Source organism: Escherichia sp. MOD1-EC7011 (assembly GCF_002965005.1).
Taxonomy (GTDB): domain Bacteria; phylum Pseudomonadota; class Gammaproteobacteria; order Enterobacterales; family Enterobacteriaceae; genus Escherichia; species Escherichia ruysiae.
On the sequence record NZ_PTRD01000054.1, the window covers coordinates 1 to 260 of the forward strand.

The following is a 260-nucleotide window of genomic DNA, read 5'->3' on the forward strand; positions in this document are numbered from 1 at the left end:
TACAACGCCGAAGCTGTTTTGGCGGATGAGAGAAGATTTTCAGCCTGATACAGATTAAATCGATATGTCGGAACAGGACGTGTTGATGAAACAGAATTTGCCTGGCGGCCGTAGCGCGGTGGTCCCACCTGACCCCATGCCGAACTCAGAAGTGAAACGCCGTAGCGCCGATGGTAGTGTGGGGTCTCCCCATGCGAGAGTAGGGAACTGCCAGGCATCAGATAAAGCGAAAGGCCATCCGTAAGGATGGCCTTTTTGCG

At 53.5% G+C, this 260-nt stretch carries 1 rRNA gene; it reads left to right on the plus strand.

What is annotated here, in order from left to right:
• Positions 1–100: 100 nt before the first annotated feature.
• Positions 101–216, plus strand: a 5S ribosomal RNA gene (gene rrf, locus A7098_RS22220).
• The last annotated feature ends 44 nt before the right edge of the window (positions 217–260 follow it).